General features: G+C 62.4%; 24 protein-coding genes and 1 pseudogene. 3 read left to right on the top strand and 22 right to left on the bottom strand.

The window, feature by feature from the left end; genetic code table 11:
* Positions 1–164: 164 nt before the first annotated feature.
* From hpf to CSZ94_RS08450, 7 genes are all read right to left on the bottom strand, one after another.
* The gene (gene hpf / locus CSZ94_RS08420; RefSeq protein WP_102121097.1) at positions 165–524 is read right to left on the bottom strand and encodes a ribosome hibernation-promoting factor, HPF/YfiA family; all 360 of its coding nucleotides are present in this window, start codon (positions 522–524) and stop codon (positions 165–167) included.
* A gap of 69 nt (positions 525–593) precedes the next feature.
* Positions 594–2,072, bottom strand: a complete 1,479-nt coding sequence (locus CSZ94_RS08425) for an RNA polymerase factor sigma-54 (protein WP_102121098.1) — start codon at positions 2,070–2,072, stop codon at positions 594–596.
* A gap of 4 nt (positions 2,073–2,076) precedes the next feature.
* The gene (gene lptB / locus CSZ94_RS08430) at positions 2,077–2,832 is read right to left on the bottom strand and encodes an LPS export ABC transporter ATP-binding protein (protein WP_102121099.1); all 756 of its coding nucleotides are present in this window, start codon (positions 2,830–2,832) and stop codon (positions 2,077–2,079) included.
* The gene (lptA, locus tag CSZ94_RS08435; RefSeq protein ID WP_102121100.1) at positions 2,832–3,413 is read right to left on the bottom strand and encodes a lipopolysaccharide transport periplasmic protein LptA; all 582 of its coding nucleotides are present in this window, start codon (positions 3,411–3,413) and stop codon (positions 2,832–2,834) included. The genes lptB and lptA overlap by 1 nt, the downstream gene beginning before the upstream one ends.
* Positions 3,414–3,438: 25 nt before the next feature.
* Positions 3,439–4,050: an LPS export ABC transporter periplasmic protein LptC gene (gene lptC / locus CSZ94_RS08440; protein ID WP_258000846.1), complete on the bottom strand. Its 612-nt coding sequence runs from the start codon at positions 4,048–4,050 to the stop codon at positions 3,439–3,441.
* A gap of 45 nt (positions 4,051–4,095) precedes the next feature.
* Positions 4,096–4,629 carry a KdsC family phosphatase gene (locus CSZ94_RS08445; protein ID WP_102121102.1) on the bottom strand — a complete coding sequence of 178 codons (534 nt, stop codon included), beginning with the start codon at positions 4,627–4,629 and terminating at the stop codon, positions 4,096–4,098.
* Complete coding sequence (locus CSZ94_RS08450; RefSeq protein ID WP_374703569.1) at positions 4,629–5,663, bottom strand: KpsF/GutQ family sugar-phosphate isomerase; 1,035 nt, start codon at positions 5,661–5,663, stop codon at positions 4,629–4,631. The genes CSZ94_RS08445 and CSZ94_RS08450 overlap by 1 nt, the downstream gene beginning before the upstream one ends.
* A gap of 84 nt (positions 5,664–5,747) precedes the next feature.
* Between CSZ94_RS08450 and CSZ94_RS08455 the strand changes: the two genes are divergently transcribed.
* Positions 5,748–7,727 carry a monovalent cation:proton antiporter family protein gene (locus CSZ94_RS08455; RefSeq protein ID WP_102121104.1) on the top strand — a complete coding sequence of 660 codons (1,980 nt, stop codon included), beginning with the start codon at positions 5,748–5,750 and terminating at the stop codon, positions 7,725–7,727.
* Here the strand turns inward: CSZ94_RS08455 and CSZ94_RS08460 are convergent, their stop codons facing one another.
* From CSZ94_RS08460 to CSZ94_RS08470, 3 genes are all read right to left on the bottom strand, one after another.
* Positions 7,728–8,888, bottom strand: coding sequence for a GGDEF domain-containing protein (locus CSZ94_RS08460; protein ID WP_102121105.1), 1,161 nt, complete (start codon positions 8,886–8,888; stop codon positions 7,728–7,730).
* 34 nt (positions 8,889–8,922) lie between these two features.
* Entirely contained in the window at positions 8,923–9,774 is an 852-nt protein-coding gene (locus CSZ94_RS08465) for an MOSC domain-containing protein (RefSeq protein ID WP_102121106.1), read from the bottom strand.
* A 128-nt stretch (positions 9,775–9,902) separates the two neighbouring features.
* A complete protein-coding gene (locus CSZ94_RS08470; RefSeq protein ID WP_102121107.1) occupies positions 9,903–10,997 on the bottom strand; it encodes a type II asparaginase in 1,095 nt (364 codons plus the stop codon).
* Between the two features lie 133 nt (positions 10,998–11,130).
* On the opposite strand from CSZ94_RS08470, the gene CSZ94_RS08475 reads away from it, so the two are divergent.
* Both CSZ94_RS08475 and CSZ94_RS08480 read left to right on the top strand, forming a co-directional pair.
* A complete protein-coding gene (locus CSZ94_RS08475; RefSeq protein ID WP_146009773.1) occupies positions 11,131–11,625 on the top strand; it encodes a hypothetical protein in 495 nt (164 codons plus the stop codon).
* Positions 11,622–12,458, top strand: coding sequence for a MipA/OmpV family protein (locus tag CSZ94_RS08480; protein WP_102121109.1), 837 nt, complete (start codon positions 11,622–11,624; stop codon positions 12,456–12,458). The genes CSZ94_RS08475 and CSZ94_RS08480 overlap by 4 nt, the downstream gene beginning before the upstream one ends.
* 5 nt (positions 12,459–12,463) lie before the next feature.
* Here the strand turns inward: CSZ94_RS08480 and CSZ94_RS08485 are convergent, their stop codons facing one another.
* The 12 genes and pseudogenes from CSZ94_RS08485 to CSZ94_RS08540 form a co-directional block, all read right to left on the bottom strand.
* Positions 12,464–14,920 (bottom strand): TonB-dependent receptor, encoded by a 2,457-nt coding sequence (locus CSZ94_RS08485; RefSeq protein WP_102121110.1) that lies wholly within the window; start codon positions 14,918–14,920, stop codon positions 12,464–12,466.
* A gap of 103 nt (positions 14,921–15,023) precedes the next feature.
* Positions 15,024–16,007: pseudogene (locus CSZ94_RS08490) on the bottom strand (siderophore ABC transporter substrate-binding protein).
* Position 16,008: 1 nt separating this feature from the next.
* A complete protein-coding gene (locus CSZ94_RS08495; RefSeq protein WP_102121111.1) occupies positions 16,009–16,779 on the bottom strand; it encodes an iron ABC transporter ATP-binding protein in 771 nt (256 codons plus the stop codon).
* Positions 16,776–17,726, bottom strand: a complete 951-nt coding sequence (locus CSZ94_RS08500) for an iron chelate uptake ABC transporter family permease subunit (RefSeq protein WP_102121112.1) — start codon at positions 17,724–17,726, stop codon at positions 16,776–16,778. Before CSZ94_RS08500 ends, CSZ94_RS08495 begins: the two co-directional genes overlap by 4 nt.
* Positions 17,723–18,688, bottom strand: coding sequence for an ABC transporter permease (locus tag CSZ94_RS08505; protein ID WP_102121113.1), 966 nt, complete (start codon positions 18,686–18,688; stop codon positions 17,723–17,725). Before CSZ94_RS08505 ends, CSZ94_RS08500 begins: the two co-directional genes overlap by 4 nt.
* A complete protein-coding gene (locus CSZ94_RS08510; protein ID WP_102121114.1) occupies positions 18,685–20,457 on the bottom strand; it encodes an ABC transporter ATP-binding protein in 1,773 nt (590 codons plus the stop codon). Before CSZ94_RS08510 ends, CSZ94_RS08505 begins: the two co-directional genes overlap by 4 nt.
* On the bottom strand, positions 20,451–22,223 hold the full coding sequence (locus tag CSZ94_RS08515; RefSeq protein WP_102121115.1) for an ABC transporter ATP-binding protein: 1,773 nt from the start codon (positions 22,221–22,223) through the stop codon (positions 20,451–20,453). The genes CSZ94_RS08510 and CSZ94_RS08515 overlap by 7 nt, the downstream gene beginning before the upstream one ends.
* Before the next feature lie 103 nt (positions 22,224–22,326).
* Positions 22,327–23,307, bottom strand: a complete 981-nt coding sequence (locus CSZ94_RS08520) for a FecR domain-containing protein (RefSeq protein ID WP_102121116.1) — start codon at positions 23,305–23,307, stop codon at positions 22,327–22,329.
* A gap of 3 nt (positions 23,308–23,310) precedes the next feature.
* Complete coding sequence (locus CSZ94_RS08525) at positions 23,311–23,829, bottom strand: sigma-70 family RNA polymerase sigma factor (RefSeq protein ID WP_102121117.1); 519 nt, start codon at positions 23,827–23,829, stop codon at positions 23,311–23,313.
* 229 nt (positions 23,830–24,058) lie between these two features.
* Positions 24,059–25,150 (bottom strand): redox-regulated ATPase YchF, encoded by a 1,092-nt coding sequence (gene ychF, locus CSZ94_RS08530; RefSeq protein WP_102121118.1) that lies wholly within the window; start codon positions 25,148–25,150, stop codon positions 24,059–24,061.
* 152 nt (positions 25,151–25,302) lie between these two features.
* Positions 25,303–25,536 (bottom strand): helix-turn-helix domain-containing protein, encoded by a 234-nt coding sequence (locus CSZ94_RS08535; RefSeq protein ID WP_102121119.1) that lies wholly within the window; start codon positions 25,534–25,536, stop codon positions 25,303–25,305.
* The gene (locus CSZ94_RS08540) at positions 25,536–26,111 is read right to left on the bottom strand and encodes a hypothetical protein (protein WP_102121120.1); all 576 of its coding nucleotides are present in this window, start codon (positions 26,109–26,111) and stop codon (positions 25,536–25,538) included. Before CSZ94_RS08540 ends, CSZ94_RS08535 begins: the two co-directional genes overlap by 1 nt.
* Positions 26,112–26,161 lie beyond the last annotated feature (50 nt).

A 26,161-nucleotide genomic window follows, 5' to 3' on the forward strand; every position in this document is an offset into this window, starting at 1 on the left:
ATCCTCGGGCTTCTGGTAGTTGGCCAGCAAGCTGTCGGCCAGTTTGAGCAGTTCCGGGTCGGGCTTGGCCCGCTTGTTACGCTTTACAACGGTCATTGTTTCTCCTTGGTGGCGGCAGTGTCCTGCCAAATGACCGTTTACACAAAATTATTTACACCCTCTTCTTAGGCGGCGGCGAAGTCTTCGTCCGAGTTGTCTGGCAGATGCTTGATCGCCTCTTTACCGTGCCCTTGCACTTTGGTTTTGTACTTCATCACTTGCCTGTCCAGCTTGTCGATCAAGGCATCAATCGCGGCATACAGGTCTTGCGCCAGGCTTTCCACATAGACGGTCTTGCCACTCAGACGCAGGTTGACTTCAGCCTTTTGACGTTTTTCTTTCTCTTTGAGGTTATCCACGGTCAGAATCACGGCAATATCGATGACTTGATCGAAATGACGTTTCACGCGCTCCAGCTTCGTTTGTACGTATTCACGGATGGCTGGTGTGACTTCGAGATGATGTCCGCTGATGGTGAGATTCATACACACTCCTAAAGATGATCGGGTTCGTGCGGTCCATCGACTCCGGCCCGCAGAGGAACCGAAAAAAACTTACAAACACTTACGCAGGCTCACTGGCGGAATTTTCAACGCTTCCCGGTATTTGGCAACAGTACGTCGCGCAATCACCATGCCTTGTTCCCCCAGCATGTCCGCAATCTTACTGTCGGATAAAGGATTTTTAGGGTCTTCTGCTCCTGTCAGTTGCACGATCAATGCCCGTATCGCCGTCGATGACGCTTCGCCCCCCGCTTCGGTGGCGACGTGGCTACCAAAGAAATATTTCAACTCGAACATGCCGTGCGGGGTCAGCATGTACTTTTGAGTTGTTACCCGCGAGATCGTACTCTCGTGTAAACCCAGTGTATCAGCTATTTCACGGAGCACAAGGGGGCGCATGGCAACGGCCCCATGCGAGAAAAAGTTCTTTTGTCTTTCTACTACCGCCTGCGCCACGCGCAGGATGGTGTCGAAACGCTGGCGCATATTCTTGATCAGCCACTTGGCTTCCTGCAACTGTGCGCCCATGGCGCCCTCGCCCTTGCCCTGCTTGAGCAAGTTGGCGTACATGGCGTTCACGCGCAGGCGCGGCATGACGTCGTTGTTCAGTGTGACTTGCCAGCCATTGCGCGCGCGCTTGACGACGACGTCGGGCACCACGTAATCGGACACGTCCGAGGCGAAGACGGCGCCCGGATGCGGATTGCACTGGCGAATCACGGTCTGCGCTTCGCGCAAGTCTTCCTCGTCGCAATCGAGGGCTTTTTTCAGCTTGTTGAAATCGCGCTGGGCAAACCAGGTCAGGTGCTTTTCCACGATAGCGAGGGCCATGCGCCGCGTCACCATGGCGATATGCGGCAAACGCTTGATTTGCAGCGCCAGGCATTCGGACGCATTGCGCGCGCCCACGCCGGGCGGATCGAAACTTTGCAGCAGAGACAAGGCGGTGCGCATCTCGTCGGCGTCGATTTCCAGCTCTTGCGGCAGGCGCGCCAGAATGTCGTCGAGCGTCTCTTCCAGGTAGCCATTGTCGTCGAGCGCGTCGATGATCAGCTCGACCAGCGCGCGGTCGCGCAATTCGAGTACCGTCACGCGCATCTGCTCCATCAAGTGTTCGCGCAGCGTACAGTGATGGGCTTCGAGTTGCGGACGGGAATCTTCGTCGTCGGGCGCCTTGCCCCGGCTCGCCTCGCTCCAATCGCTGTCGCCGCCATCCGCTGCGGCCGGGCTGTCGCCAGCCTCGCCATCAAAGGTTTCCGCCTCGGCCGGCGCTGCGGGCGCCTCCTGGCCTGGCGGCTGGGGCGGTGCTTCGGCCGGCGCGGCCGTGGAACTCAAGGCGCCATCGGACAGCAGGCGCAGCGAACGATCGAGCGGATCGTCGAGGCGTTCGAGCAAGGGATTATCCGTCAGCAATTGCTCTAGCTCCTGGTGCAATTCCAGGGTAGACAATTGCAACAGGCGTATCGATTGCTGCAACTGCGGCGTCAGTGCCAGGTGCTGCGAAGTGCGCAGCTGCAATGATTGTTTCATTGGCTCACATGCGGAAGTGTTCGCCCAGATAGACCCGGCGTACCGACTCGTTCGCGATGATGTCGTCGGGGCGTCCCGACGCCAGCACCGAGCCCTGGTTGATGATGTAGGCACGGTCGCAGATACCCAGCGTCTCGCGCACATTATGATCGGTAATCAGGACGCCGATATTGCGCTCCTTCAAGAAGCGCACGATACGCTGGATCTCGATCACGGCGATGGGGTCGACACCGGCGAACGGCTCGTCGAGCAGCACGAAACGCGGATCGGTGGCCAGCGCGCGGGCGATTTCCACGCGGCGCCGCTCGCCGCCCGACAGGGACAGCGCCTGGTTCTCGCGCAACTTTTCAATCTGCAAGTCGGCCAGCAATTTATTCAGGCGCTCCTCGATCTCAGCCTTCTTCAGGGGACGGCCTTCGACGGTCTGAATTTCCAGCACGGCGCGGATATTGTCTTCCACCGTCAGCTTGCGAAACACGGACGCTTCCTGCGGCAGATACGACAGGCCCATCTGCGCGCGGCGGTGGATGGGCAGGCGGGAAATGTCCACGCCGCTGATATCGATGCTGCCGCCGTCCGACGGCACCAGGCCGACGATCATGTAGAACGAGGTGGTCTTGCCGGCGCCGTTCGGGCCCAGCAAACCCACCACTTCGCCGCATTCGACTTGCAGCGAGACATCATGCACGACTTGCCGCTTGCCATAGGTTTTTTGCAGCCCGCGAACGATCAGGGTGCTGCCGCAACGAGTATTGTCCATTATTTATTTCCTGGCGCGGGCGTGGCCGGCGCTTTCTCCGCCGCCGGTGCCTTGGGCTTCGGCTGGATCACCATGCGCACACTGCCACCATCCGGGGTGCTGGTGCCGCTGTTGGAATTTTCCATCGCAAACTCTTCCTTGCGGCTGTCATACGAGATGAAGGCGCCATTCGCCACGTCGGTGACTTTCGTGCCTTCCAGGCGTGTCAGCTTGGCCTTGGAAAACAGTTTCACCACTTCCGTCTTGTTGTTGTATTCCACGCGCTCCGCCTCGCCTTCCACCCACAGCTCGCCCGCGCCATCGCGCTTCTGGCGGAAGGTGGCCAGCTTGCCGGGATCGGCCCAGAAGGTAATGAACTGGTAGCCTTGCGGGTCTTCCGTGATCAGGGCCCGGCCCGCCTTCATGGTCAGAGTCCCTTTCACCAGCACCACGTCGCCCGTCAGCGTACGCACCTGTTTGACGTCATCGACGTGACCGCTACGTGCCGTGATGACGGCTTCCTTCTCGGAATCGGCCTTCTCGGCATGTGCCACGCCCATCATGGCCAGAGAAAATACGGTCAACAGCAAGATGTTCTTCATAGTATGGTTTCCTTGTTTCATTCTGTCATTTTGCCGCCGCGGCCGGGCGCGGTTTCGGCGGGAGGACCATGCGCAGCGCATTCTGCACTTCCACCGCGCCGGTGGCGTTATTGGCCTTCATGCCGACGCCATTGATGCGCGAGGCGCCCGTCAGGATATCGACAGGCACGTCCGTTTCCATTCTTTCCTCGTCCGGGAACACCGTCAGCGCTTGCGTCTTGACTGTCAGGTTCTGCGCCTTCGGACTGGCCACCCGGTCGATCACGACATTGCGGTGCAGTTGCAGCCGGGTATTGTCCTGGTCGATATGCGCCAGTTCCGCATTCATGTTCATCGGCGGCATGCCTGGCGTGAGCTTGCGCACGAAAGGCTGGTCGATATCGGATGAATCGTCCAGCGGATAATGCGTGAGCTTGATGCCCGACACGATATAACTGGGCTTGCCCGTCAAGTCCATGCGTACCAGGCTGAAATTGGTGATGAAATAGTCGGGTTCATCCTGATGCTTGCTGGCCGTGATGTCCTGGGCATTCTTGTTCATCACTTCCAGCAGCCAAAAACTGCCCAGCGCAAAGACGACTGCCCCCAGCACGGTAAAAATCATGCGCCAGCGATGGGCGCCTCCTGGCTTACGCATAGGGACTCACTCTTTCAAATATCACTGGCGGGGAGGCAATGCGCCTCACTCCAGGAACGGCGCCATGACGCGCGCATAATTATCCTGGGCGCGCAGCAGGAATTCACAGATCTCGCGCACCGCGCCGCGGCCGCCGCCGGCCTGCGTCACATGGTGCGCCAGGCCCAACGCTTCCGGACGCCCGCCCGGCACGCTGACGGCAAAGCCCACGCGGCGCAGGATGGGCGCATCGATGACATCGTCGCCGATATAGCCGCATTGCTCTTCCGTCAAGCCCGTCAGCGCCAGCAGTTCGCGAAACGGCGTCAGCTTGTCGTGACCGCCCTGGTGTACATGGGTAATGCCCAGGTCTTGCGCGCGGCGCGCCGTGATGGCCGAGCGACGCGCACTGATGATGGCCGTCTGCACGCCCGATTCCTGCAGCAGCTTGATGCCCAGGCCATCATACACATTAAACGTTTTCATCATCTCGCCATCGGGGCCGAAATGCAGGCTGCCGTCGGTGAGCACGCCATCGACGTCAAAGATCATCAGTCTGACCTTGGCCGCGCGCGCCAGGTTGTCCGCTACGCTGTCCATCAGATCACCTTCGCTTGCGTCAGATCATGGATATGCAGGGCGCCCACCAGCTTGCCGCCGGCATCGACGACCAGCATCTGGTTGATGCGGAACTGCTCCATCACGGCCACGGCGTCGACGGCCAGGCGCTCGGGCGCAATGCTGCGCGGCTGCGCATGCATGACGTCGCGGATCGCCACTTGCGTGAAATCCTGCACGCGCTCGAACATGCGGCGCAAGTCGCCATCGGTAAACACCCCCAGGGGGCGGTCATCCGCATCGACGACGGCCGTCATGCCCATGCCCTTCTTGGTCATTTCTTCCAGCGCCTGCAGCAAGGAAGCGTCCACGGCTACCTTCGGTACCCGTTCGCCGCTGCGCATGACGTCATACACGTGCGTGAGCAGGCGGCGACCCAGGGAGCCGCCCGGGTGCGAGCGGGCGAAATCTTCTTCCTTGAAGCCGCGCAAGTCGAGCAAGGCCACGGCGATGGCATCGCCCAGGGCCAGGGTCACGGTGGTGCTGGCCGTCGGCGCCAGGTTCAGCGGACAGGCTTCTTTCTCAACAGAAATATCCAGGTGCACGTCGGCCAGCTGGGCCAGGCTGGAGTTCGGTTTACCCGTCATGGAAATGAGCACGCCACCCATGCGCTTGACGACGGGCATGATGGCCATCAGTTCCGACGATTCGCCCGAGTACGATATGGCAATAAAAGCATCGTCCGAGGTGACCATGCCCAAGTCGCCATGGGCCGCTTCGGCCGGATGCACGAACAGGGCCGGCGTGCCGGTAGAAGCGAGGGTGGCGGCAATCTTGCGCGCGATATGGCCGGACTTGCCCATGCCGGAGACGACAACACGTCCCTTGCATTGCAGCAACATCGCCACGGCGCGGCCCACGCTGTCGTCGGTGGCCAGGCGCGCGCGCAGCGCAACGATGGCGTCGGACTCGATCTGCAAGGTGGTGCGGGCCAGCGCGACGGCGCGCTCGGTCGTCGCTTGCATGTCAATTCGATCAAAAGCTTTCAGCATTGTTTTTTCATGGGTTACACTCATGCCCAAAGTATAAACGAATTAGGAAAGCAAAAAACTTGCCAGTCACAACAAACAACGATTTCCATTGACCGCACCGGGCAACCCATGTTTTCCTCGCTTGAACTGACCCTGATGTTACTCGGCAGCGCCGTGCTGGGCGTGGTCGCTTTCAGAATGTTGCATTTGCCGCCCATGCTGGGCTACCTGGCCGTCGGCATCGTCATCGGACCCCACGCGCTGGGCCTGGCAGCGGAAAACGAGGCCAGCCACACCCTGGCCGAGTTCGGCGTCGTCTTCCTGATGTTTTCCATCGGGCTGGAATTTTCTCTGCCCAAGTTCCTCGCCATGCGGCGCATCGTCTTTGGCTTAGGGCTGGCGCAGGTGGTCACCACCATCGTCGCCACCGTCATCTTCGGCTGGTTCGTCGGGCGCTACCTGTCCGCCTACATCCACTTGAGCTGGCAAGCCGCCTTCGCCCTGGGTGGCGCGCTGGCCATGTCGTCGACGGCCATCGTCTCGAAAATGCTCACGGAACGGCTGGAACTGGAAAGCGAACACGGCCGCAAGATCATCGGCATCCTGCTATTCCAGGACTTGGCCGTGGTGCCCCTGCTGATCCTTATTCCCGCCCTCACGCGCGATTCGGACAACCTGGCCGAAACCCTGGCCTGGGCGGGCGGCAAGGCCCTGGTCGTACTCATCTTGCTGCTGTTCATCGGCCAGAAGCTGGTGCGCGGCTGGCTGACCATCGTCGCCAAGCGCCGCTCGCAAGAATTGTTCATGCTCAACCTGCTGCTGATCACCCTGGGCGCGGCCTGGATCACCGAACGGGCCGGGCTGTCACTGGCCCTGGGAGCGTTTGTTGCCGGCATGCTCATTTCCGAGACGGAATTCAAGCACCAGGTGGAAGAGGATATCAAACCCTTCCGCGACGTGCTGCTGGGCCTGTTCTTCATCACCGTCGGCATGCTGCTTAATATTCGCGTGGTACTCGACAACTGGTGGCTGGTCTTGCTGCTGCTGTGCGGCCCCGTGCTGCTGAAATTCGCCCTGATCGCGGGGCTGGCCAGGCTGTTCGGCTCCAGCAACGGCGTGGCCCTGCGCACGGGACTGGGGCTGGCGCAGGCGGGCGAGTTCGGCTTCGTGCTGCTGAACCTGGCGGGCGGCATCAAGCTGATGGACCCGTTCGTCGTGCAGGTGGTGCTGGCCTCGATGGTGCTGTCGATGCTGGTGGCGCCCTTCCTCATCGCCAAGTCCGACGCCATCGTCATGAAACTGGCCGCCAACGACTGGATGATGCAATCGCTGGCCCTGACGAAGATCGCCACGCGCACCATGGCGTCACAGAAACACGTGCTGATCGCCGGCTTCGGGCGCAGCGGGCAAAGCCTGGCCACCCTGCTGGCGGAAGAAAAGATCGAATACCACGCGTTGGACCTGGACCCGGAACGGGTGCAGGAAGCGCAGCTGGCCGGCGCCCACGTCTCGTATGGCGACGCGGGCCGGCGCGAAAGCCTGGTGGCGGCCGGCATCTACCGGGCCAGCGCCGTGGTGATTACCTACGCCGACACACCCTCGGCACTGAAGTTATTGCATTTGCTCAAAGAGATGGCACCGACCTTGCCCGTCATCGTGCGCAGCTACGACGATACCGACCTCGACCAGCTGAAAAGCGCGGGCGCGGCCGAAGTGGTGCCGGAATTGATGGAAGGCAGCCTGATGCTCGCTTCGCACGCGCTGATCACGATGGGCGTGCCCCTGCGCCGCGTGGTGCACCGGGTACAGGCGGCGCGCGAGGAGCGCTACGCGTCCTTGCGCGGCTATTTCCACGGTTCCAGCGACGCGGGCGACGATGCCGAGCTGGAACGCCTGCATACGGTCACCGTCAACGAGGGCGCGCAGTGCGTGGGCTTGCCTTTAAGCACGATCGACATAGCCGGCTGCGGTGCGTTTGTGACGGCCATCCGTCGCGGCCGCAGCCGCCTCGATGTCACACCCGAGACGCAACTGGCCGGCGGCGACGTGGTGGTGCTGCGCGGCACGGCCGACGCCGTGGCCAAGGCCGAAACTTTACTACTAAAATAATTAGCCGAGCTGCGTCTGCCAGCTGACGACCTTGTTGCGTCCGCCCGCCTTGGCCTGGTACAGGGCCTGGTCGGCATGCGCCACCAGTTGCTGCGCCACCGTTTCGATCGGTTGCAGCGCCGCGTCCGCCTCAAGGCTGGCCACGCCGATCGATACGCTGACCCACACTTGCGCGACGCCCGGCAAGTCAAACATGGTGCCGGCGATGCTGGCGCGAATGCGTTCAGCAACAAAGGTCGCGCTGTCGAGGTCGGCGTCGATCAGCAGGACGACGAATTCCTCGCCGCCGAAGCGGCCCAGCGCATCGGAGCGGCGCAATTCCGTGCGTATGCGTTGGGCCACTTCGCGCAGCACTTCATCGCCGCCCTGGTGCCCATGCGTGTCATTGACCCGCTTAAAATGGTCGATATCGATATACATGCAAGAAATGCAATAACTCTGGCGCCGCGCGCGGGCGATTTCTTCCAGCAGCCGGCGGTCGATATAGCGCCGGTTATAGACGCCCGTCAAGGAGTCGGTCAAGCCTATGTATTTCAGCATTTCATTGCTGATCACGTTTTCCAGGCAAATGGCGATGATGGAAGCCATGTGCTTGATGAAATCCGTGCCCAGCGCCGGCGTAAAGCGCGTCACGTCGCCGCTGGCCAGGTTCAGGCTGCCAATCAGGCGCTTGTTGCGCAGCAAGGGCACCAGCGCCACGCTGCGCAAGGGCGCGTTGATCTGTGGAAAGCGCGGGCCATGCATGGACGCGTCGAACTGTCCCAGCAGCGGCAACGGTGGCAAGGCCGCTTCCCCCTCGGCTGCGGGCTTTGGTGCAGCAAAACCCAGTTCCGCCACGGCATGCACGAACAGCAACTGCGGAAAGGTGCTGAAATCGACGCCCAGCTTTTCCATCACCAGCACGATATCGTCATCCTCGTCGAGCAGGCTCAAAGTGACGCCGTCGAGATCGGAAATCACGGGCAAGGTGCGAAAGATGGTGCCGATCAATTCGGGAAAGGTGGACGCGCTGACGATTTCCAGGTCAAACGCCTGATGGCGGCACATGATGTCATGGTTGCGCTCGACCTGTTCCAGCAGGAAAGCCATGCGCGCGCGCAAGGCCTGGTTTTCGGCTTCGAGGCTGGCAATGCGCGGGTCCGGCGGTATTGCTTGATTCATAGAAACCTTAAACCCTTGTGTGCGGGCGCCATGCTTAAAATGCCAGTTCGAAACCGATGTCCTGCCCTACCACGATACGCTCATCGCCGCCTTCGGTGACGATGGCGTTCATGCCGAAGCAGATGGCGCCGTCGAGCTCGGGCTTGGCACGATAACCATGCATGACGTCGAGCGGATCCGGTCCGGGCACGCCCGTGGCCTGGTCCACCGAAGGAATCGGGCAGCGCGAGCATGGCTTGACGGGCTTTAATTTGGTGGCGCCCAATTGCAGGAAGTCGGCGTAGTCTTCCTCGAAGGCGCCGATGTCGCCGATCACCAGATTGGGGCGAAAACGGTTCATCGGCAGCGCCTCGCGACCAGCGGCGCGCAGCTTGTCATTGACATCGGCGAGCGAGGCACTGCCGGCGATCAGCACCGGGTAGCCATCGGCAAACATGGTCGAGGCGGCCACGCCGTCCGTCCAGGTAGTGCTGGTGGCGCGCACCACGTCCGGATGAAAGCGCACCAGGCGGCACGGCACGCCGATGGCGTTGGAAAACCAGGTCGCCGTGACCGCGTCGCAATCGTAGGCGCGCACGGTATCGTCCCACACTTGCACTTCCAGCATGGGCGCGCGCTGCGGATGCGGCAAGCCCAGCTCGATTTCCAGGCGCAGCATGCCCGGCGCGCGCAATTCCAGCGTGGTGGCCTTGATGGACGGCACGATCAGCGCCATGCGTGGATGTTCGCGCTGGGTCAGGAAGCGGCCTTGCGCGTCCACCACCATCCATTCGCGGTCGAACACGTGCTCGCTCATCAGCCCGGAATGCGTGAGCACGGCCTCCTGCAAGTGGATGCCGGCGCACGATTTGATCGGATACAGGATGATGTCGGACAGGATAGCCATGGCCAGGGGACAAGGAACAGTATTGCTGCTTCTGCCAGGAAGTTATTCAGAAGCGCAGTATGGCAGCAAAGCGGACAAGCGTAAATCAGCCAGGCTCAACCAATGAGGCTGGCCTGGCGCAACAAGGATCAATACGTGTAGAAAATGCGCTGGATTTCTTGCGTACTGTTGGTCTTGGTCAAGGCCAACATCAGCAGGATACGGGCTTTTTGCGGGTTCAGGGTGTCGGCGACAACACTGTCGAGTTCATCGTCGTTGGCTTCGCCATTGCGCGCCACGATGCCCTGGCCGACGCGGCTGGCACGCACGATCAGTACGCCCTTCTGGCGCGCTTCCACCAGAGCCGGCTTCATTTGCGCGGCCACGCTGCCATCGCCCACGCCGGCGTGGATGATGCCCTTGGCGCCGGCGGCAATGAAGGCGTCCATGCCGACCCGGTTCATATTGGCGTAGCCATAAACGATGTCCACTTGCGGCAGAGCATCGAGCTTGCTGATGTCAAATTCCGATTCCAAGGTGTGCTTGCGCGTCGACTGGCGGTAGAAAAAGGCCTTGCTGCCCTGGATGTAGCCGAGCATGCCCAGCTCCGGCGACTTGAAGGTGTCGGTCGTCGAGGTATTCGTTTTGGTGACTTCGCGCGCGGCGTTGATCTGGTCGTTCAATGCCACCAGCACGCCCTTGCCCACGGCTTCCTTGCTGCCGGCCAGCATCACGGCGTTGTACAGGTTGATGGGGCCGTCAGCCGAGATGGCGGTCGACGGACGCATGGCGCCCACCACCACCACGGGTTTATGGCTTTTCACGGTCAGGTTCAGGAAATACGCCGTTTCCTCGATGGTGTCGGTGCCGTGCGTGACGACCACGCCATCCACGTCTGGCGAGGCCAGCAGCACGTTGATGCGTTTGGCCAGGGCCAGCCAGTGGCTATTGCCCATGCTTTCGCTGGCGATCTGGAACACTTGCTCGCCTTTGACATTCGCCACTTTTTTCAGTTCCGGCACGGCCGCGATCAGGCGCTCGACGCCCACGGTGGCCGAGGTGTAACCGACGGTGGTGGTGCTGTCGGCGCCGCTGCCGGCGATGGTGCCGCCCGTGGCCAGAATCACCACGTTCGGCAATTTGACGACCGCTTGCTGCGCGCGCGCCGGGGAGGCGGCGATAAAGCCCATCAGCAAGGTAGCCAGCATCAGCTGTGCACAAGAATGGAATTTGCGTGAAAACATGGTGCTCCCGTGAGGTGTACTGTCAAAAATAACAAAGTCGTGTGCAAATTATATGTCATCCATGCCGGGGCAAATCCCGAATTCATGCGTATCGCGCAAACGTGCGCACCTTCCCATGCGCTACAGTGGCGCCATGTCCACACTGCTCCCCTTCCGTTCTTGCCTCGTCCTGCCGCTGATCTTGATGACGCTGGGCGCCTGCGCCACGCAGGTGGAACTGCGCATGGCGGCGCAGCAGGAGCAGTTCGCACGCGAGGCGGCCAGCCAGGGCGACTGGGCGCAAGCCATGCGCAGCTATCAGGCGGCCGTCGACAATGTCGCACTGGGCCGGGGCGACTTCGCTTGGCAGGCGCACCTGCATCACCAGGCGGGACGCGCCGCCAGCGGGGCCTGCCGCTACGATGCGGCCGAGTTTCATTTCCGCCAGGCCATCGCGCTTGCAAAGAAGAGCGAATACTCGAGCGCCCTCAGCTACAAGGCGCTGATCGAGCAATATGAACGCCAGGGCAAGGCGACGCAAGCCCTGGCCGTGCGCAATGAGCTGGGCTTTCATCAATCACGGGCGCTGGGCGCCTTTGCCGACCGGGAATCGCTGCCGGTGGGCAAGCCATGCGGAGTTCCTCGATGAACACCGCACCTACCTTGCTTGCCGCCTGCGCCCTCTTTGCCGCCGTGGCACCGGCGCGCGCCGTCGAAGCACCGCTGCCATTATGGGAAGCGGGCGTGTTTGGCGGCACAGCCGTCACCCCCGCCTATCCCGGCGCCAGCGAGCGCACGACGCGCAGCCTGGCCCTGCCCTATTTGATTTATCGCGGGAAAGTCTTGCGCGCCGACCGCTCCGGCGTGGGCGCCCGCCTGCTCGACACGGAGCGGGTGGAGTTCGACCTGGGTTTCGCCCTGTCCTTGCCGGCCAGGTCCAGCGACGTGCCGGCCAGGCGCGGCATGCCGGACCTGGGCACCCTGGTGGAATTTGGCCCGCGCCTGAAAATCAAGCTGGCCGAGCCGACCCGCAACAGCCGCCTTGGTCTGGAACTGCCCTTGCGCGCCGTCATCGAAGCGCGCGGCGGCCTGCGCCGCCAGGGCGCCACGTTCGAGCCGCGCCTCGTGTACGCGCTGCAAGGTGATCAGCAGGCATGGCACCTGGACGCCAGCGTCGGCGCCGTACTGGGCAATGCCGCCATCAATGATTACTTGTATGGCGTCAGCCCCGCGTTTGCCACCGCTCAGCGCCCGGCGTATGCGGCAAAAAGCGGGCTGATGCTCACGCGCCTGGGCCTGGGCGGTTCCTACCGGCTGCAGCGGGACTGGCGCGCCTTGGCCTTTTTGCGCTACGACAACTACGCAAGCGTCGCCAACCGCGCCAGCCCCCTGCTGCGCCAGAACAGCGGCACCTCGGCCGGCATCAGCCTGATGTGGACGTGGCAACGCTCGGATAGTCTGGCACGCGGCCCGGACGGTTAGCCAGCTTAAAACTCCGTCGTGGCCGACAGCATGAGCGTCCGCGGCGCGCCCAGGCCCAGGCTGGTCCATTGCGGTAGCGCCCAGTACGCCTTGTTGCCGACGTTCGTCATACTGGCGCGCACGGTCAGGGGCCGGCCAACCGCCTTCGTCGCATAGCGGGCGCCCAGGTCAAACACGGTACGGCCCGGCACGGACATCGAGTTGTCGGCATTGATGTATTGCTTCGATGCCGCCGTCGCATTCGCCGTCAGGGTCACGCCGGGGATGGCGGGCGTATCCCATTCGACGCCCAGCTTGGCTTGCAGCTTGGGCACGCCCGCAGCCTGCTTGCCCTGGTTGGCGCCACCCACCGTCTTGCTCAAGACGGGATCGACATACGCCACGCCGCCCATCAGGCGCACGTCGCGCAGGGGCGAACCGAAGAAACCCCAGTCAATGCCGCGGTTGCGCTGTTCGCCGCCGAAGGAAAAAATATTGCTGACGGGATCGACATAACTGCTGGGCCGCTTGATTTCATACACGCTGAGCGTATGCGCGAACTCGCCCAGGTAGACCTTGAAGCCAAGCTCCGCCTGCTTCGACTTGTACGGTGCAAAAACCTCGCCCGAGTTGGCCGCCGTCAATGGCGCCGTGGCGCCCTGGCTCAAGCCTTCGATGTAGTTGCCGTACAGGGAAATCGTCTTGCTGGCCTTGACCAGCAAGGCGACGGCCGGCGTGGTGGCGCCTTCGTCATAACGCGAGGTGTGCGCGCCCGTCTTAATGTTGAAGTTATCGCTGAGCACCTGCTGGTGGCGCAAGCCCACCGTCAGCTGCACCTTGTCTTGCGCAAAGGAAAGCGTGTCGACCAGGCCGACACTGGCCAGGCGCAGTTCCGCCTTGGAAATTTGCGGCGCCTCGAAGCGCGTCGCCGGTCCCCAGACGGGGTGATAGATATTCGTGATCCAGTCTTTCGCCAGGGTATTCCTGCGGCCGTACTGCTTGTCCGTATGCTGATAATGGGTGGCGTTCACGGCCCATTGATGGCCGATATCGCCCGTGCGCAGCTTGCCCCGCAAGCCCACTTCGGCCGACTGCTTTTCCACGTCAAAACCCAGGTCGGCAAGATTGGTGCGGTAGTCGCCAGCCGTGTTGAATACCTGGATCAGGTAAGCACCCGTCGACTGGTAGTCGGCCCGGCTGGCGCCCACGGCCGCGTAGGCCATCACTTGCTCATTCAGGTCCAGCTCGCCGCGCAGCATGGCGCCCTTGTCCTTGGTGTCGTAGAACGCCCAGCTGGGATTGAGCAGGGTTTCCGCTTTCGGCGGACGCGGCACTGGCAAGCCGGCGGCCAGGTTGACGCCCCGGTTCAAGCCATCGGCGCGGTCTTCGCTGCTGTACAGGTCGGCGGACAGGCGCGCGCCTACGCCACGCCAGTCCAGGCCCACGGACGCGAGCCGGGTCTTCTTTTTCTGCTGCTCGATGGCGCCTTCACCATCGCGGTAGACGCCGTTGACGCGGATACCGAATTGTTTATGCTCGCCAAAACGCCGGCCCAGGTCCACGTGGCCGCCCCATTGCGAGTCCGACATATATGATGCCGTCACGCGCGCCAGTGGCGCATCGCCCGCGCGCTTGGGCACCAGATTGATGCTGCCGCCTACCGAACCGCCCGGCGGCATGCCGTTGAGCAAGGCCGACGGTCCCTTCTGCAGGTCGATGCGTTCGAACATTTCGGGCGAGGTGCGGTAATAGGGCGAGATGCCGTACAGCCCGCCAAACGCGACGTCACCGATATTCGAACTGAAGCCCCGTATCGAATAATTCTCGCCGATGATACCCGTCATGCCGCTGCTGAAGACGGTAGGGTCGGTGGCGGAAATCACATCGGTGATATCGCGCGCCTGCCGGTCTTCGATGAATTTATCCGTATAGCTGATGGTGTTGAACGGGGTTTCCATGAAGTCCTTGTCGCCCAGGAATCCCACACGGCCGCCGGACGCCACTTGGCCGCCTGCATAAGCATCCGTCACGCTGTGGCCCTTGCCCCACACCGTCACGGCAGGCATGGTCGCGGCGGCCTCGGCGGCAGCGCTATGCGCCGGTTCGCGGCGCAGCGTGTAACTGCCATTGCCTTCGCGCACGGCCTGCAAGCCGTGTCCGCGCAGCAATTCATAAAAGCCTTCTGGCACGCTATAGCTGCCGGACAAGCCCGCGCTATTCTTGCCCTGCAGCAGGCTAGCCTCGACCGTCAATTCGATCCCCGCCGCCGCCGCGAAAGTGTTGAGTGCCAAGCCCAGTGCACCGGCCGGCACGCTGAACGCTTGCCGGGCTTGCGCTGCTTGCGCCGCTTGTGCAAAGGCTGACGGGGCCGCCACGCCCAGCGCCCCCACGCCCACGCCCGTGATGAGCGCCAGTTGCACGGCGGTGGCGATGCGGCTCAGGTTCAAGCTGGGAAGGTGGCGCGTTGGCATGCGTTGTGTCATAGAGTAAATCCTTTCAGATGGATGATTGCTTGTTCTCACCCTATTTCCCGAACGAAAAGGCAAAACCCCCAATGCAAATACGAATCATTACGAAAATTATTGATTACTGATACCCCTTCAGCACGTCGTTGATCACCAACTTGAGTGACGTCACGCTGGCCGCCGTGATGTACCAGGCGTCCGCATCGACGAAGACCACGCGGCCGTTCTTCCAGGCATTGGTTTGGCGCAGCAGCGGATTGGCCATCTGCTCTGCCGTCATGACGGGACGGTGCTCCATCACAGCCGTGCGGTCCACCACATAGATGATGTCAGGATTGGCTTGCTGAATGAATTCGCTGGAAATGGGTTGCCCATGCAAGCCCGCTTCGATGGCCGAGCTGGCCGGTTTCACACCCAGCGCATCAAAAACAAAACCGTAGCGTGACTGCACGCCGAACGCGCTGAAGGCGCCGTTGTTGTGCAGCACGATCAGCGCTCTCTCGGGACGGTCCTGCGTCACCTTGCGCGCGTCCGCCACCTTCGCGTCGAGCTCAGCGGCTTTCTGGCGAGCAAGGTCTTCCTTGCCGAAGATATGCCCCAGTGTCAGCAAATGTTGCTTGACCACCTCGATGTGCTTGCTTTCGCTGTTCTGGTAATCCACGTCGAAATGCAAGGTGGGCGCGATCTGGCTCAGTTCCTTGTAGTGGTTGGCCTGAATCGACGTCATCAGTATCAGGTCGGGCTTGAGTGCGTGGATATGCTCGAGGTTCGGTTGCACGATGGCGCCCAGGTCGCGGATGGCCTGGTCATCCTTGTAACGGGTGAGGAAATGCGGTACGTAATCCTTCACCATGCCGGCCACGGGCACGCCCAGCTGGTCGAGGAAATCGACTTCGTTCATGTCGAGCACGGCCACGCTCTACGGACGATGTTTGAGCACCGTCGTGCCCAATTTATGCACGATGGTGATGGGAGAAAATGTCTGCTGTGTAGCTGCAGCGGCAACTGCCTTCGGCGCCGTGGCCGCCTTGTCGGTGCAGCCTTGCAAGGCGGTCATGGTGGTGAGCAGCACGGCCAGCGCGCAGCGCGATTTGTTCCAGATCATCTCAAGCTCCTGTGGGGGTAAAGTAATTGCAGACGCAGCCGTGCTCGTTGCGCACGATGTGAAAATCGATGTCGTACAGGGCGCGCAAGCGTGCCTCGGTGACGACCTCGTGCGCGGGCCCACTGAAGCGCACGGCGCCGCCCTGCATGGCCACGATGTGGTCCGAGTAATTGGCGGCGAAGTTGATGTCGTGGATCACCAAAATCACGGTGCGGCCCTGCTCGTCGCACAGACGGCGCAAGGCGCGCATGATCTGCACGGCGTGTTTCATGTCCAGGTTGTTGAGCGGCTCGTCGAGCAGCAAAATGTCCGTCTGCTGGGCAATCGTCATGGCCAGAAAGGCCATCTGGCGCTGGCCGCCGCTCAGCTCATCGACGTAGGCCAGGCGCAAAGGTTGCAGCGACAAAAAGGCGATGGCGTCATCGATGGCCAGCCGGTCCTGCGGCGTCAGCGTGCCGCGGCTGTAGGGGAAGCGGCCGAAGGCGACCAGTTCTTCCACCGTCAGGCGCAGCTTGAAATCAGGCGACTGGCGCAGGGTGGCCACTAGTCGCGCATAGTCCTGGATCTTGATTGCCCCGATATCGCGGCCACCGATCAGGATTTGTCCTCCGCCAGGCTCCAACAGGCGCGCGATCAGCATCAGCAAGGTGGTCTTGCCGGCGCCATTCGGGCCGATCAAGGACGTCACTTTCCCCTTGGGAAACTGCGCGCTGACGTCGTTCAGCACGCGCCTGGCGTCGTAGCTTTTTTCAATCTGTTTGACGTGGATCATGCGGTGCCTCGGGTGCGGACCATGAGCGCGAGGAAATACGCGCCACACACCAGGTTGACGAGGATGCCAACGGTAGTCCGGTAGTTGAAAACATGTTCGACCAGCAGCTGGGCGACGAGGAAGATGGCAATGGCGATGACGCAGCCCAGCGGCAGGATGGCACGGTGGCGCGCCGTGCCGGCCAGGGCATAAGTCGTATTCGCCACAAAGATACCCATGAAGGCCGTCGGTCCCAGCAAGCTGGTCGACACGGCTACCAGCACGGCGATCAGCGCCAGCTGCAACTGCACCATGCGCCGGTAATCGATACCCAGCGAGATGGCTTGCTCGCGGCCCAGCACCAGCACGTCGAGCGCCGGCAAAGTTTTCAGCACGGCCACGCAGGCGGCGCCCACCAGCAGGGCTGCGTACAGTAATTGTGCGGGCTGCGCCTTGTTGAACGATGCCTGGCTGAATCCTTGCAGGATGGCAAATTCGCCGGGACTGATGCGCAGCTGGATGAACTGGGTGAACGTGCCGATCACCAGCGTCAGCACGAATCCCAGCAGCAACAGGAAATACACGTTGTTCTTGCCATCACGAAACAGCCAATAATGGATGGCCCAGGAGTAGGCCAGCATCAGCGCCATCGACAGCACGAAGTTGCCGTTGTGTCCCAGCAGCACCACGCTGTGCATGCCCATCGCAAGGATCAGCAGCGACTGCAGCAGCAGGTACACGGCTTCGTAGCCCATGACGGCCGGCGTCAGAATGCGGTTGCCAGCAATAGTCTGGAAAACAATCGAAGACACGGCCACGCAGACGCCGCCGATGACGATGGCGGCCAGCCGCGCCAGGCGCTTGGGGAGGATGTAATCGACATCGAAGTTTGCGCCCGCGCAAAGGAAAACCAGCGCCAGCGCAACGACGAGCAGCCAGAGCGTGCGCTGCTTGAAGATGCGCTTCATCGCCGCCCCCGGATGATCAATATGAGGAACAGCACCCCGCCCACGCCGCCCGCCGTCAGGCCGATCGGCACCTCGAACGGGTAGATCAGCAAGCGCCCGGCGATGTCGCAGGCCAGCAGCAGCGAGGCGCCGCACAGGGCCACGATGGGCAAGGTACGGCCCAGGTTGTCGCCATGGCGCAAGGCCACCAGGTTCGGAATGGCCAGCCCGACGAACGGGATGGCCCCCACCGTGATCACCGTGGCAGCCACGGTGACGGCCACCAGCATCAGGCCCAGCGCCACCATGCCCGCATAATTCAAGCCCAGGCTGGTGGCCATGCCTTCTCCCATGCCCAGCACGGTAAAGCGTTGCGCGTACAAATACGTAAGGACAACGATGGGCAAGATCAGATAAATGATTTCATAGTTGCCCTGCACGATGCGCGAAAAATCGCCGAGCAGCCAGCCCTGCATGCTTTGCAACATATTGTTACGGTAGGCATAAAACTCGGCCACGGCACTAAGCACGCCGCCATACACGAGACCGATCACGGGGACCAGCATCGTATTCTTGAAGCGGATGCGGCGGATCAGGGCCACATACAGTACGCTGGCGACAAGGCAAAAGGCCAGAGCGAAGGCCATCTTGCCGGCCGTGCCCGCCGCAGGCGCCACGGTCAGCGCAACGAGGATGCCCAGCTTGGCCGCGTCGAGCCCGCCCGAAGTGGCAGGTTCGACAAACTTGTTGCGCACAATGTGCTGCAGGATGACGCCACACACGGACAGGCCCACTCCCGTCAGTACCAGCGCCGCCAAACGGGGCAGCCGACTGGCCGTCAAGGTCAGCCAGGTATCGCCGGACAGCGCGCCGGAAGACGACGATAGCGACAGCAGCTGCGCCCACTCCATTTGCCTGGCGCCGACCAGCAAGGATGCCCAGCACAGCAGCAGGAAGACAAAAAACAGACGTGCGCGTGTCAAATGCCGGACTCCGATCCAGGCTGGCGCGCGCGCGCGGCGATGCGCCAGCCCTTGGCCGCTTGGCGCTGGGCCAGGAAACGGGCATACAGGCCGTCCTGTGTGCGCAAGGTGGCTGGCGCGCCCTGCTCGCGGACCGTGCCGCCATCGAGCACGACAATCTGATCGGCCATGGCCACCGTCGACAACTGGTGGGCGATGACGATCAGCGTGCGCTTGCCGCGCAGCCGCGCCAGCGCCTCGGCGATGGCGGCCTGGTTTTCTGCATCGAGCGCAGCTGTCGCTTCGTCGACCAGCAGGATAGTCGCATCCTTGAGCAGCGCGCGGGCAATCGCGATGCGCTGGCGTTCACCGCCGGACAGGCGCGCGCCACCCTCGCCGACCAAGGTATCTTGTCCCTGCGGCAAGCGGGCGATGATCTCGGCCACGCCAGCCAGGCGCGCCGCTTCCAGCACCTCGGCCTCGCTGGCGTCCGGCTTGCCGAGGCGAATGTTGTCGCCGATGCTGCCCTGGAACAGATAACTATCCTGAAATATCTGGCTGATCTGGCCTGCCAATTGCTCGCTGGACATATCACGCACATCCACGCCGCCCACCAGCACAGCGCCTTGGCTGGCGTCAAAGAAACGCGCGATCAGGCGCATCAGGGTTGTCTTGCCGGAGCCGGAAGCGCCGATCAGTGCCGTCATGCTGCCGGGCACGATCTGCAGATTGATGCCCGTCAATACATCGGGCTGGTCCGGTGCATAGCGGAAACTCAGGTCGCGCAGCTCGACCGCACCATTGCGCGGCGCTTGCGGCGCGGGTGCTTCTGGCAGGGGCTGCGCGGCGAAAATATCGCGCGCTGCGTCGAGCGGGCCGCGCGCGCCGCGCAGCACTTCGCCATAGCTGGCCACTTCCTGCAGCGGGTCGACCAGGCGCACCACCAGCAACAGTGCCACGATGACAGCGATGGCCTCTTCCACAGCGGCTGCACCGCCCTGCAGACTGTTGAACCACAGCGCGGCGGCGGCCAGCAAGGCGGCGAAGATGGCTTGCACGGTCCAGGCATTGAGCACCGACGACAGCGCCGACAGGTAAATCAGGCGTGTACCAGCGTGGCGCTGCCGGGCGATGGCTTGCTGCAGAAAACGCGTGCCGTCGCCACCGAATGCGCGCAGGACGGCTTGCGCTTGCGCAAACTCCACCAGGCGCTGGCTGGTCTGCGCAAAATGCTGGTGGTAGGCGTCGTCGGCGCGCTGGCCCAAGTGCGCCGTCAGCCGCAAGGCGCCGGCCAGCAGGGGCAGCGCCAGCAGCGCCAGCACGCCAAGCTGCCAGTGCAGCGCAAACAGCGCGGCCACGAGCACCACGGGCGTGACGGCGCCGCAGATCACGGGCGTCAGTACATGGGCCGGCAGTTGCGCCACATTCATCATGCCCTGTGTAATGACGTGGCCCAGCTTCGCCGTGTTGTCCGGCGTGAACCAGCCGACGGGCAGGCGCGCCACATGGTCGCCCAGGCGCTGGCGCGCCCCTTGCAGCAGCGTCACGCCCACGCGCACGCCCGCTTTTTCCACCTGACGCCGCCAGGCCCAGCAAGCGACCAGCCCGGCCAGCAGCACGATCAGCCACAGGGCCGCGCCGCCCGTATCGCCGGCCAGCAGCCGCCCCAGGGCCAGCACCAGCGTCGTGATCGTCAAGCCACTGAGCACGCCATACGCGAGCGCCATGGCACAGTAGCGGCGGAACACGGGCGCATCGTCGCCCAGCAGTTGAATCAACGTTTTCAGCATGCTCGCACCGCCTCTTCCTGGATATCCTGATAGCCGCCCAGCGCCCACATTTGCGCATAACGGCCCTTGTCTGCGAGCAAGCCGGCATGGCTACCCTGCTCGACGATGGCACCGTTCTCGACAACAACTATGTGGTCGGCATGCATGACGGTGTCGAGCCGGTGCGCGATCACCAGCAAGGTGCGGCCTTGGGCAAAGCGCGACAGCGCGTCCTGGATCGCCACTTCGTTTTCCGCATCGGCCGCAGCCGTCGCTTCATCGAGCACCAGCACGGATGGATCGAGCAGCACGGCGCGGGCGATGCTGACGCGTTGCAACTCGCCGCCGGACAGTTGCGCATCCTCGCCGATCACGGAATCGTAGCCGCGTGGCAAGGCCAATAGGCGCTCATGGATGTTCGCCAGGCGCGCCGCCTCTTCGATCTCGTGTGCACTGGCCGATGGCCGACCCAGCGCGATGTTTTCGCGCACGCTGGCGTGGATCAGCCGCACTTCCTGCAGCACGAAGCCGATGCGCCGGTACAGTTCGGGCATGGCGATGTGCCGCAGGTCGACGCCACCGAGAGTGATGCGCCCTTCGGTGGGATCAAAAAAACGCAGCAGCAGCCGCGCCAGGGTCGACTTGCCGGAACCGGAGGCGCCAACGATGGCCGTCACCGTGCCGGCTTGCAAAGTGAAACTGATGTCCGACAGCACCTTGGTTTTCCCATCGTAGGCATAGCCCACACGCTCCAGCCGAATCTCGGTGCCGTTAGGCAACTGCTGCTGTTCCGGCGCCGGCTGCGCCAGCACTGGCGTATCAAGCAAGGCTTGCACGCGCTGGGCGGCGCCGGTGGCGTTGTTGAGGTCATGCGTCAGGTAATGCAGTAAAAGCATGGGTGCGGAAATACCGGGCGCCACCAGGGCGAACGGCAGGATATCGACGGGCGCCATCGCGCCCAGGGCCACAAACGCGGTGCCGGCGATCACCACCACGCCCAGCACCGCCACGGGCGCGATCAGCGCATTCGCATTCGCCATGGAGCCCACCAGCGGACGCGTAAACGCGGCGAAAGCGTCGGCAAACGCATCGACGGCGGTGCGGTAGCTGCCGTGCGCGCGGCCCGTGGCGCCAAAGGCCTTGACCACGGGAATGCCATTGACGAACTCCACTACGGCATTGTTGATGCGCCCCATGCCGGCGACGAATTGTTCCATATTGCTCCCGCTGGCCTTCAAGGCGCGGCCGAAGAACAGGAAGAAGCCGGGAAACGGCAGAATGGCGACGAGGGCCAGGCGCCAGTCCATGGCGAACAGGTATAGCACCGAGATGGCGATGGCGCCGACGGCGCGCCCCGTCGTCGTATAGAAGTGGGCCGTGAGGCTGTGCAGGGTATTGATGTCGTCCTGCATCGCCTGCTTGACCTCGCCCGAGGCCCGGCTGGTGAACCAACCCAGCGGCACCTGTCCCAGGCGCTGCATGGCCTGCAGGCGCAGTAGATGGGTGAGGCGATTGTCGGCCAGGTGGGCGGCCAGTTCGCCCAGCGAGATCAGGGCCATGCCGGCAAACAGGCAAGCGACGCTGGCGATGATGAGCTGCCAGACAATGCCTTGCGTCAGCGCAGACGCGGGAACGAGGGCCATTTTCGCCAGCTGCGCGATGCCGGCCAGCGGTACCAAGGTGAGCATGGAGCCCGTACCGGCGAGCAACGCAGCGGCGATCAGGCGTGCGCGGATGGGGTGCAGTATCTGGCTGATCGGACCGGCTTGACGGCTTTTGCTACGCATGAGAAGAATGAGAAATAAGGTGCATAAGTTCAAGGAATAAGGGTGGCTCTCACCCTATATCCCGAACGAGAATGCAAAAACCTCAATCGCGCGCGCGAAATTGTCAGGCAGCAGCCTGGGGCATGGCTTGAAGCGTCACCCAGTAACGCGTGCGCGCAACGATCTGCACCGGCAAGGCCAGCGCCAGGTTATGCAGCGCGCGGTCCGTGTCGCGCAGAGGAAACACGCCGCTGACGGTCAGGCTGGCCAGAGTCGGGTCGCAGCGCAGCAAGCCCGGGCGATAGCGGGCCAGTTCCGCCAGCAGATCGTCCAGGCGCATGTTATCGGCCACCAGCATGCCCTGTGTCCAGGCCGCCGCGCTGGCCGGCACGGGGGCGGCAGATTGCACGATGGCGGCCGAGAAGATGGCACTGTAGCCCGTAGCGATGCCCACGGCGTGACCCGGCGCATGCGCAAGGCGTATTTCGACGGCCCCCTCGAACACGGCCACGCGCGACGTGTATTCATCTTGCCGTAAAGTAAAACGCGTGCCCAGCGCCTGCACCGTGCCGTGGCGGCACAGCACGCGGAAAGGTCGCTGCGTCGGATCGGGATCGTGCGCCGTGGTGACGAGGATTTCGCCGGTGCGCAAGACCAGCAAGCGCTCGCTGGCGTCGAAGCGCACGTCGATGGCGGAAGCGGAAGCGAGCATCACGCGCGTACCGTCAGGCAAGGTAATCTCGCGGATCTCACCCGTGCCGGTGCTATACCCTGCCGTGGCGACCTGCCAGGCATCCGTACCGCGCAGCAGGTACGCCAGGCCGCCCACAGGAAGCAGCACGGCCAGCAACTTCAGGGCACGGCGGCGGTTCAGGTAAGCGGCCGGGGCCGGTTCGCGCAGCGCGTGCCGGGCAACGTCGCGCGGCACGCTGTGCAGCTTGCCCTCGAACGCCTGCAAACGCTGCCAGGCGAGCTCGTGGTGCGGATGGGCGGCGCACCAGCGGGCACACGCAGCCCGGTCTTCGTCGCTAGCGTCATCGGACCACAGGCGCGCCATCCACTGGGCCGCCTGCTGCACGATCGCCGGCGCAATCAGCACCTCCATGGTTCAGGCGTCCGGCGCATACAAGCCCTGGTAGCAGGCCAGCAAACCGGCGGCGATGTATTTTTCGACGGACGAGACGGACACCTGTAATTCGGCAGCGATGTCGCGGTAGCTCATACCATCAAGTTTGCACAGCAGCAAGGCCTTGCGCGCCTTGGTGGGTAGCAGGTGCAGCACCGCATCGATTTGCGTCAGCGCCTCGATCACCAGCGCGCGCTCTTCCTCGGACGGGGCCAGCGCTTCGGGCACCAGAACCAGCACTTCCAGATAGGCCGCCTCGATCTGGCGGCGGCGGTACAGGTCGATGACCATGCCGTTGGCGATCTGCGTCAGGTGGCGGCGCGATTCTCCGGCAGGTGGCACGCGCCCCGTCTTCATCAGGTGCAGATACACGTCGTGCGCCAGGTCGGCCGCATCGAAAGCATTACCCAGCTTGCGACGCAACAAGCCCCGCAGCCAACCATGATGGTCGGTATACAGAATGCTGACTTGCTGCTGAAGCGCTAACTCGGCGGTGCTCACGATACCCTTCCTGTGGTCCTTGGTCTGCGAGACAACGGACGCATTAATATAAATGAGAATTATTCTCATTGTATAGGGAAAAGCAAGGCAAAAGCAAGCGGCCAGGACGTAATGCACGACATGGCAAGGCCGTGGAATTAGCCTGGCGGAGAATAAAAAAAACCCTGAAAATCATTGATTTTCAGGGTTTTTTATTGCCTCATGCCCAGGCACGGGGCCGGGTCGAAAATTAGACGTTGAACAGGAAGTTCAGCACGTCACCATCTTTGACCACGTATTCCTTGCCTTCGGCGCGCATTTTTCCCGCTTCCTTGGCGCCCGCTTCGCCCTTGTAGGCAATGAAGTCGTCATAGGCGATGGTTTGCGCGCGGATGAAGCCGCGTTCGAAGTCGGTGTGGATCACGCCGGCCGCTTGCGGTGCCGTGTCGCCCACATGGATGGTCCAGGCGCGCACTTCCTTCACGCCAGCCGTGAAGTAGGTTTGCAGGCCCAGCAGCTTGTAGGCGCTGCGGATCAGGCGGTCCAGGCCGGGCTCTTGCATGCCCATGTCGGCCAGGAAGGCGCCCTTGTCGGCATCGTCCAGGTCGGCGATTTCCGCTTCCAGCGCCGCGCAGATGGCGACGATAGGGGCGTTTTGCGATTGCGCGTAGGCCGTCAGCTGGTCCAGCAACGGGTTGTTGGTAAAGCCCGTGTCGGACACGTTGGCCACGAACATGGCTGGCTTGGCCGTGATCAGGCACAAAGGCTTGATCAATTCCATTTCGTCAGCGTCCAGGCCCATGGCGCGCACCGGCTTGGCGTCGTTCAGGTAAGGCATCATGCGTTCCATGATGGCCAGCAGCTTGGCCGCATCCTTGTCGCCCGAGCGGGCTTTCTTGTTTTCGCGGTGGATGGCTTTTTCCACGGTGCCCATGTCGGCCAGTGCCAGTTCGGTCTGGATGACTTCGATATCGTCGAGCGGATTGATCTTGCCGGCCACGTGGATGACGTTATCATCTTCGAAGCAGCGCACGACGTTGACGATGGCGTCCGTCTCGCGGATGTGCGACAGGAACTGGTTGCCCAGGCCCTCGCCCTTCGAGGCGCCGGCCACCAGGCCGGCGATGTCGACGAATTCCACGATGGCGTTGACCGTGCGTTCCGGCTTGACGATGGCGGCCAGCGCATCCATGCGTGGATCCGGCACTTCGACGACACCGACGTTCGGCTCGATGGTGCAGAACGGATAGTTTTCAGCCGGAATGCCGGCTTTCGTCAGTGCATTGAACAGGGTGGACTTGCCGACGTTCGGCAAGCCGACGATACCGCATTGGAGACTCATGGAAAACCTTTAAATAATCAATATTGCCGGCAAGCGGCTGGTGCAAAACGGCCATTGCGGGCGTTTTCTGGATAATCTTGCTGTATTAGTGCTCTAAGGGTCAATTGTACCTCTATGCACCCTACTCTTCAAAAAAACCACCCCCTGTGCGGCTAGGGCGCGTCATCCCCGTCGTCCGGCTGCGACGCATCGAATTCCAGGATGTCGCCGGGCTGGCATTCGAGCATCTCGCAAATTTTCGACAAGGTATCGAAACGCACACCGCGCACCTTGCCCGATTTTAAGAGGGACAGGTTCTGCTCCGTGATGCCGATAAAGGCGGCCAGTTCCTTCGATTTCACTTTTTTCCTGGCCAGTACCAGGTCGAGGCGCACGACGATGGCCATCAGATGAACTCGCTGTTTTCATCGGCCAGGCGCTGGCCTTCATGGAGGATTTGCGCCAGCGCAAGGAAAACCGTACACAGCAGCAAGGTCCACAAGTCGCCGCCCGTGATGTCGATGACCAGGCGTAACTGGCTCGCCCCCTCGTCCAGCAAGCCAAACAGCATGCCGCGCACGGTCGGCTCCAGCAAAGTCAGCACCGTTCCCAACAGCAAGCCGCCAGCGAAACGGCGAAAGCGCTGCGCCACCTGCGGCGTAAAAAAGACGCCCTGCTCGAACTGATGCAAGACCAGGACCAGCTGGCGCACGGCATCGCCCAGCACCAGCAAGGCTGGCAAGGCCAGCGCCAGGCCAAGACCCCGCTGCCACAAGGGCATGGCGGCCAGACGCTCGAATGGCTGGCTCTGCAATTGCAGCAACAGTTCATACATGCCGGCGCCACCCACGCTGCCGTGCGCGGCAGGCGCGGGCGCCAGCCAGCCCAGCACCGTCAGCAGCAGGTACAGCACAAAGAACGCCGAGACGCCGTAGCGCACGCGCCGGCTCAGTAGCGCTGCTCTCGTCTGATTTTTTTTCATATTCAAAAGTATACGAATGCGTAAAGTGTTGCTAGAATAAATTATCGTAA

Source organism: Janthinobacterium sp. ROICE36 (assembly GCF_002869965.1).
Lineage (GTDB): Bacteria > Pseudomonadota > Gammaproteobacteria > Burkholderiales > Burkholderiaceae_D > Janthinobacterium.

What these genes read in the sequence shown, in the direction of transcription:
- hpf (WP_102121097.1), bottom strand. Translation starts at nt 524, where the DNA reads ATGAATCTCACCATCAGCGGACATCATCTCGAAGTCACACCAGCCATC.
- CSZ94_RS08425 (WP_102121098.1), bottom strand. Translation starts at nt 2,072, where the DNA reads ATGAAACAATCATTGCAGCTGCGCACTTCGCAGCACCTGGCACTGACG.
- lptB (WP_102121099.1), bottom strand. Translation starts at nt 2,832, where the DNA reads ATGGACAATACTCGTTGCGGCAGCACCCTGATCGTTCGCGGGCTGCAA.
- lptA (WP_102121100.1), bottom strand. Translation starts at nt 3,413, where the DNA reads ATGAAGAACATCTTGCTGTTGACCGTATTTTCTCTGGCCATGATGGGC.
- lptC (WP_258000846.1), bottom strand. Translation starts at nt 4,050, where the DNA reads ATGCGTAAGCCAGGAGGCGCCCATCGCTGGCGCATGATTTTTACCGTG.
- CSZ94_RS08445 (WP_102121102.1), bottom strand. Translation starts at nt 4,629, where the DNA reads ATGGACAGCGTAGCGGACAACCTGGCGCGCGCGGCCAAGGTCAGACTG.
- CSZ94_RS08450 (WP_374703569.1), bottom strand. Translation starts at nt 5,663, where the DNA reads ATGAGTGTAACCCATGAAAAAACAATGCTGAAAGCTTTTGATCGAATT.
- CSZ94_RS08455 (WP_102121104.1), top strand. Translation starts at nt 5,748, where the DNA reads ATGTTTTCCTCGCTTGAACTGACCCTGATGTTACTCGGCAGCGCCGTG.
- CSZ94_RS08460 (WP_102121105.1), bottom strand. Translation starts at nt 8,888, where the DNA reads ATGAATCAAGCAATACCGCCGGACCCGCGCATTGCCAGCCTCGAAGCC.
- CSZ94_RS08465 (WP_102121106.1), bottom strand. Translation starts at nt 9,774, where the DNA reads ATGGCTATCCTGTCCGACATCATCCTGTATCCGATCAAATCGTGCGCC.
- CSZ94_RS08470 (WP_102121107.1), bottom strand. Translation starts at nt 10,997, where the DNA reads ATGTTTTCACGCAAATTCCATTCTTGTGCACAGCTGATGCTGGCTACC.
- CSZ94_RS08475 (WP_146009773.1), top strand. Translation starts at nt 11,131, where the DNA reads ATGTCCACACTGCTCCCCTTCCGTTCTTGCCTCGTCCTGCCGCTGATC.
- CSZ94_RS08480 (WP_102121109.1), top strand. Translation starts at nt 11,622, where the DNA reads ATGAACACCGCACCTACCTTGCTTGCCGCCTGCGCCCTCTTTGCCGCC.
- CSZ94_RS08485 (WP_102121110.1), bottom strand. Translation starts at nt 14,920, where the DNA reads ATGACACAACGCATGCCAACGCGCCACCTTCCCAGCTTGAACCTGAGC.
- CSZ94_RS08495 (WP_102121111.1), bottom strand. Translation starts at nt 16,779, where the DNA reads ATGATCCACGTCAAACAGATTGAAAAAAGCTACGACGCCAGGCGCGTG.
- CSZ94_RS08500 (WP_102121112.1), bottom strand. Translation starts at nt 17,726, where the DNA reads ATGAAGCGCATCTTCAAGCAGCGCACGCTCTGGCTGCTCGTCGTTGCG.
- CSZ94_RS08510 (WP_102121114.1), bottom strand. Translation starts at nt 20,457, where the DNA reads ATGCTGAAAACGTTGATTCAACTGCTGGGCGACGATGCGCCCGTGTTC.
- CSZ94_RS08515 (WP_102121115.1), bottom strand. Translation starts at nt 22,223, where the DNA reads ATGCGTAGCAAAAGCCGTCAAGCCGGTCCGATCAGCCAGATACTGCAC.
- CSZ94_RS08520 (WP_102121116.1), bottom strand. Translation starts at nt 23,307, where the DNA reads ATGGAGGTGCTGATTGCGCCGGCGATCGTGCAGCAGGCGGCCCAGTGG.
- ychF (WP_102121118.1), bottom strand. Translation starts at nt 25,150, where the DNA reads ATGAGTCTCCAATGCGGTATCGTCGGCTTGCCGAACGTCGGCAAGTCC.
- CSZ94_RS08535 (WP_102121119.1), bottom strand. Translation starts at nt 25,536, where the DNA reads ATGGCCATCGTCGTGCGCCTCGACCTGGTACTGGCCAGGAAAAAAGTG.
- CSZ94_RS08540 (WP_102121120.1), bottom strand. Translation starts at nt 26,111, where the DNA reads ATGAAAAAAAATCAGACGAGAGCAGCGCTACTGAGCCGGCGCGTGCGC.